This window comes from Variovorax sp. P4_D9 (assembly GCF_056401695.1).
This window is the reverse complement of the sequence record NZ_JBFUIU010000589.1, coordinates 1-5,653: the sequence shown is the minus strand read 5'-3', so window position 1 is coordinate 5,653 and position 5,653 is coordinate 1. Positions and strand designations below refer to the sequence as shown.

7 protein-coding genes and 1 pseudogene are annotated in these 5,653 nt (G+C 68.3%); 7 read left to right on the top strand and 1 reads right to left on the bottom strand.

Annotation, left to right across the window (positions count from 1 at the left end):
• The 4 genes from AC1DY5_RS39690 to AC1DY5_RS39675 all read left to right on the top strand — a co-directional run.
• A partial coding sequence (locus tag AC1DY5_RS39690; RefSeq protein ID WP_478119940.1) for a hypothetical protein occupies positions 1 to 253 on the top strand: 253 nt, incomplete at its 5' end.
• Positions 254 to 264: 11 nt separating this feature from the next.
• Positions 265 to 573: a hypothetical protein gene (locus tag AC1DY5_RS39685; protein WP_478119939.1), complete on the top strand. Its 309-nt coding sequence runs from the start codon at positions 265 to 267 to the stop codon at positions 571 to 573.
• A complete protein-coding gene (locus tag AC1DY5_RS39680) occupies positions 530 to 1,096 on the top strand; it encodes a TolC family protein (RefSeq protein ID WP_478119938.1) in 567 nt (188 codons plus the stop codon). Before AC1DY5_RS39685 ends, AC1DY5_RS39680 begins: the two co-directional genes overlap by 44 nt.
• Positions 1,097 to 1,105: 9 nt before the next feature.
• The gene (locus AC1DY5_RS39675; RefSeq protein ID WP_478119937.1) at positions 1,106 to 2,152 is read left to right on the top strand and encodes an AI-2E family transporter; all 1,047 of its coding nucleotides are present in this window, start codon (positions 1,106 to 1,108) and stop codon (positions 2,150 to 2,152) included.
• Between the two features lie 8 nt (positions 2,153 to 2,160).
• On the opposite strand, the gene AC1DY5_RS39670 is transcribed toward AC1DY5_RS39675, so the two are convergent.
• On the bottom strand, positions 2,161 to 2,604 hold the full coding sequence (locus tag AC1DY5_RS39670; RefSeq protein WP_478119936.1) for an outer membrane lipoprotein: 444 nt from the start codon (positions 2,602 to 2,604) through the stop codon (positions 2,161 to 2,163).
• 267 nt (positions 2,605 to 2,871) lie between these two features.
• On the opposite strand from AC1DY5_RS39670, the gene AC1DY5_RS39665 reads away from it, so the two are divergent.
• From AC1DY5_RS39665 to AC1DY5_RS39655, 3 genes and pseudogenes are all read left to right on the top strand, one after another.
• A complete protein-coding gene (locus AC1DY5_RS39665; protein ID WP_478119935.1) occupies positions 2,872 to 3,492 on the top strand; it encodes a hypothetical protein in 621 nt (206 codons plus the stop codon).
• Between the two features lie 64 nt (positions 3,493 to 3,556).
• Positions 3,557 to 5,002, top strand: a complete 1,446-nt coding sequence (locus AC1DY5_RS39660; protein ID WP_478119934.1) for an NAD-dependent succinate-semialdehyde dehydrogenase — start codon at positions 3,557 to 3,559, stop codon at positions 5,000 to 5,002.
• Positions 5,003 to 5,206: 204 nt separating this feature from the next.
• Positions 5,207 to 5,653, top strand: a pseudogene (locus tag AC1DY5_RS39655) (hypothetical protein); the annotation flags it as partial.

Genomic DNA, 5,653 nt, shown 5'->3' with positions numbered 1-5,653 from the left:
GCTGTGGGCCGCGCTCTGGCCGGTTCTGGTCGGCGCCGCCATCGCGTTCGGGCTGGACAGCCTCGGGCGGGCCCTGCCGCGGATCCCGGCCGGCGATGTCGGCGTGGCGCTGGGCCGGCTCGACCGGGTGGTGGCTGCGGCCGGACGCGGATTCGAAGCGATCGACACTTTCGTGCGGCGCTGGGCCGTTGCGAGCATCGCATTGCTGGTAGTGTCCCTGCTGTTCGGCTACGCGCTGATGGCACCGGGCTGAAGGAGAACGAGATGAGGAAGTCAATGCTTGCAGCAGTGTCCGCTGCGGTCGTGGTGGCGCTGGCGGGCTGCACGGTCGGGCCCGACTTCGTGCGGCCCGCGGTGCAGTCGCCGACGGTCTGGCGGATCGACTACCCGATGGCCGCCGAAGTGGCCAACACCAAATGGTGGGAGCAGGTCGGCGATCCGGTCCTGAACCAGCTGATCGATCCCCGCCGGCCTGCCATCCGACCTGTTGCAGCGGCGGCCGGACATCCTGGCGGCCGAGCAGAACCTGGTGGCAGCCAATGCCAGCATCGGCGTGGCGCGTTCGCTCTATAACCCGAGCCTGTCGCTGACCGGGGCGCTGGGATCCGCCAGCACCTCGTTCAGCAACTTCCTCACCGGACCCGCCACCACCTGGTCGGTGGTCGCGGGCCTGACGGGGGCGATTTTCACCTTCGGCGCCATCGAGGGGCAGATCCGCTCGGCCGAAGCCCAGAAGGCGCAGGCCGAGCTGGTCTACCAGCAGACCGTGCTCGGCGCCTTCCGGGATGCCAACAACGCGTTGATCGGCACCCAGAAGAGCATCGAGGGGGTCGAGTTCCAGCGCGGGCGGGTGATCGCGCTGCGCGAGTTCGCGCGGCTGTCCAGGCTAAAGTTCGAGAGCGGCCTAGTCGGCTACCTCGAGGTGCTGGTCGCCGACAACGAACTGTTCGCGGCCGAACTGGCCTTCGTGAGCCTGAAGGCCGGCCGCTACACGCAGGCGGTCAACGTCTACCAGGCGATGGGCGGCGGCTGGGTGGACACGGCCGATTCGATGACCCAGCGTCCGGTTGGCGTGGCGGACACGCGCAGCCGCTGAGCATCCAGCATGAACGAACGATTCCAGACCTTCGTCTATGGCACGGCGATCGCGCTGATGATCGGCTGGGTGTTCTACATCGGGCGCAACGTGTTCGTGCCGATCATGTTCAGCGTCTTCGTGGTCTACGTGATCCTCGGCCTGGCGCGCCTGATCGGCAAGGTGCCGCTGCTGGGGCCGGCCTTGCCGCAGGTGGTCATCTCAATGCTGTCGGTGCTGATCATCGCGGTGGGCCTTGGCATGGTCATCTACACGATCCTGGCCAACAAGGACAACGTGATCGCGATGGCGCCGCGCTACCAGGAGTCGCTGCTGGCGGCGGTGCAGCGGGTGGCGGTGCTGATGCGGGTCGAGTCCGAACCGACCTGGACCACGCTGCGCCGCGACCTGCTGGCGCAGGTGAGCTTGCAGCGGGTGGTCGGCTCGGTGCTGGCGTCACTGTCCTCGCTGTTCGCCACCGTGATCGTGGTCGCGCTCTACGCCTGTTTCCTGCTGGTCGAGCGCAGCCATCTCGACCGCAAGATCTCCGCCATCGCGCGCAGCCCCGCGCATGCGCAGCGCATCAAGCAGGTGATCGCCGACATCAATTCCCGGGTCGGCGCCTACCTGGCGCTCAAGACCTTCCTCGGCGTGCTGCTGGGCGCGCTGAGCTACGTGATCATGCGTTTCGCCGGCCTCGAGTTCGCCGGCTTCTGGGCCGTGCTGATCGCCTTGCTGAACTACGTGCCCTACATCGGCTCGTTCCTGAGCGTCGTGCTGCCGGGGCTGATGGCGGTGGCCCAGTTCGGCGGTGCCGGCGAGGCGATCCAGATCATGATGCTGCTGGCCGTGGTCCAGTTCGTGATCGGCAACTTCCTGGACCCCTACGTGATGGGCAACTCGCTCAACCTGAGCCCGTTCGCGATCCTCGTGAGCCTGGCGGTCTGGGTGGCCCTCTGGGGCGTGCCCGGCGCCTTCCTGGCGGTTCCCATCACCGCCATGATGACCATCATCTTCTCGGAGTTCCAGGGCACCCGCCCGATTGCCGTCCTGCTCTCGCAGAACGGCAAGCCTTAGGCGAGCAACTACTGCGGGGTCACCCTCGCGTCGACGCCATTGCCCTGGATGAACACGCGCTGGCCCACGCGCAGGCCCGGCGTTACCGGCTGGGTCACCTCGACCAGCACGCCGCTGTCGGTGCGCACGAAGACCTGCTGGCCGGCCACCGGCGTGTCGTAGCGCCGGGCGACCTCGCTGCCGGCCACGGTGCCGCCGATGGCACCCACCACCATCGCGACGTCGCGCCCGGTGCCGCCGCCGATCAGGCTGCCGATGCCCACGCCGGCCAGGCCGCCGAGCACCGCGCCGACGCCGGTGTGGTGCGAACTGGCGATCGTGGTCGGCGTGATCTGCTCGATCTTGCCCTGGCGGATCGTCATCGACCCGGATTGCGAGCCTGGCGCCGCACACGCGGTGAGCACCAGCGCCAGCGCGAATGCTGCGACGCGATAGAAAAGCCTTGCTGTCATGGAGATCCTCCTAAGGGGGTTTGAAGTGCCGGATGACACGCTTTCCAGAATAGCCTGAAGCGGCGGGCCGCGAGCGGATGCCGCAGTGAAATGCACGCCGTGCGTCATGGCCGCGCAACGCTGCCTCAAGTTTCCTGCCGGATCGCCGATATACGTTCAGCGCATGCCGCTCGCCGTTCGGGGGCGAGGCGGGCGGTCGCGACGAGGAGACAGTGTGAATCTGAGGTCGATGCAGGGCCGCTGCGGCACGCGTCCGAAGGGGCGGACATGAACCTGGCCGTCTATGGCTACGATGCCTTCAAGGTGCTCGCGTTCGCCGCGCCGGTGGCGGGCTTCGCGGCGGTCGCCCATGTCCGTGCGACGCGGCGCCGGGAAGTGGCGCGCCGGATCGAGAATGCAACCCGCAGTTGCCGGATCGTCTTCGTCGAGGTTTCGGGACTCCCCGGCGCACCGTCCGAGACGGTCTCCTTCGAGCTGACGCCGCAGCTGCTGGGCTGGCTCGCCGCGGCCCAGAGCGGATCGCTGAAGGGCATCGATACACCCGATGCGGTGATGCTGGCCTTCGACGTCGACGCAGCCTGGAAAGGCCCGAGGCTCGCCGTGACCAGCGGCCCATCGGAAGCTCGCAGCCAGCTGGTGGCGACCCGCGAGCGCTTCTTCGTCCGCTCGGTCGACGCCGGGCGCAACAGCGCCTCGGTCTCGCTGCAGTCGATGCTCGATGCCCACTGCAGCCTGGCCGAGGGCGAGCCGCTCTATTGCTCGGTCGAAGGCCAGATCGGCGTAAGGCCGGTGCGGCGTCTGCGCGTCGAGCCGGCGGCCCCGGCCAAGCAGTTCTATTGGGTGCGCGCGAACAGCCCGCCACCGCCCTCGCACCCACCGCCGAGCTAGTTAAGTTAGGTAGGATTGGCGGCCGCCCCTGCTTCCGGGCGGCCCCGCAATTCAAGGACTCTGCATGACCACCCCCAGCTACCCCGACACCCGCCTGCTGATCGATGGCGAATGGTGTGACGCCGCGAGCGGCAAGACCCAGGAAGTGATCAACCCGGCCACCGGCAAGCCGATCGGCAAGGTCGCCTTTGCCGGCACCGCCGACCTCGATCGAGCGCTCGACGCGGCCCAGCGAGGCTTCGAGGCCTGGCGCCGGATTCCGGCCAACGAGCGCGCCACCACCATGCGAAAGGCTGCCGGGCTGCTGCGCGAGCGTGCACCCGAGATCGCCCGCATCCTCACGCAGGAGCAGGGCAAGCCCTTCGCCGAAGCCCGCGGGGAAGTGCTCGCCGGCGCCGACATCATCGAATGGTTCGCCGACGAAGGCCGCCGCGTGTATGGCCGCATCGTGCCCTCGCGCAACCTGGCGGCGCAACAACTGGTGCTGAAGGAGCCGGTCGGCCCGGTCGCCGCCTTCACGCCCTGGAACTTCCCGATCAACCAGATCGTGCGCAAGCTCGGCGCGGCGCTGGCCAGCGGCTGCTCCTTCCTGTGCAAGGCGCCGGAGGAAACCCCGGCTTCGCCGGCCGCGCTGCTGCAGGCCTTCGTCGATGCCGGGGTGCCCAAGGGCACGGTCGGCCTGGTGTTCGGCGATCCGGCCCAGATCTCGAACTACCTGATTCCGCACCCGATCATCCGCAAGGTCACCTTCACCGGTTCGACCCCGGTCGGCAAGCAGCTCGCTGCGCTGGCCGGCCAGCACATGAAGCGCGCCACGATGGAGCTCGGCGGCCATGCGCCGGTGATCGTCGCTGCGGACGCCGACGTCGAACTGGCAGTGAAGGCCTCGGGCGGCGCCAAGTTCCGCAATGCCGGCCAGGTCTGCATCTCGCCGACCCGTTTCCTGGTGCACAACAGCATCCGCGACGCCTTCGCCCAGGCGATGGTCAAGCATGCCGAGAGCCTGAAGCTCGGCGACGGCCTGGCCGAAGGCACGACGCTCGGCCCGCTGGCCAACGCGCGCCGCCTCGGCGCCATGGCCAAGGTGCTCGAGGACGCCCGCGCCACCGGCGCCAAGGTCGCGACCGGCGGCGAGCGGATCGGCAGTAGCGGCAATTTCTTCGCGCCCACGGTGCTGACCGATGTCTCGCTCGAGGCCGATGTGTTCAACAACGAGCCCTTCGGCCCGATTGCGGCGATCCGTGGCTTCGACTCGCTCGACGACGCGATCGCCGAGGCGAACCGCCTGCCTTTCGGCCTGGCCGGCTATGCCTTCACGCAATCGATCAAGAACGCGCACCTGTTGTCGCAGCGCGTGGAAGTCGGCATGCTGTGGATCAACCAGCCGGCCGCGCCTTCGCCCGAGATGCCTTTCGGCGGCATCAAGGATTCGGGCTACGGCTCGGAGGGCGGTCCGGAAGCGATGGAGAACTACTTGAACACCAAGTCGGTGTCCATCATGGCTGTATAGGGCTCGCCCCCAGGTTGCCCGGCACTTCGTGTCCGGGCGCCCACCCCCTACCGGGGGCAACACCAGCGGCCCGGCGAAGCCGGATCCGCGGTGTTTCACCAACGGGCCTGGCTGCGCCGGCCGGGGGATGAACGGGCTGGCTGCGCCGGCTGCGGATGAGCGGCTCTTGCTTCGTTGGCGGAGCGGACCACAATGGCGGGCATCATGCAAAATGCCTTGCTCCGCCGGATTCTTTTGTGTGTCTGCCTGCTGCTGCCGGCGTTGGCCTGGTCGCAGCCCCAACTCGGCAGCGCCGCGGCGCTGCTGGCCAAGCACGAGGCGGTCAAGTCGCAGTTCGACAAGAACGCCTTCGGCCGGCCGCTGGTGCTCGAATCGAGCGAAGCCTCGGGCCTGTTGAGCGGCAACATCTTCGCGCTCGTCGACCACCCGTTCGAGCAAGTGAGCAGCGCGCTCTCCAAACCGGCGGTCTGGTGCGACGTGCTGATGCTGCACCTCAATACCAAGTACTGCGCGGTGCGCGAGGGCGGGCAGGGGACGGTGCTGGCCGTGTCGGTGGGCCGCAAGTTCGACCAGCCGCTCGGGGACGCGCAGCGCATCGAGTTCGTCTGGCAGCCGCCGGTCTCGGGCGCGGACTACATGAGCGCGAAGCTG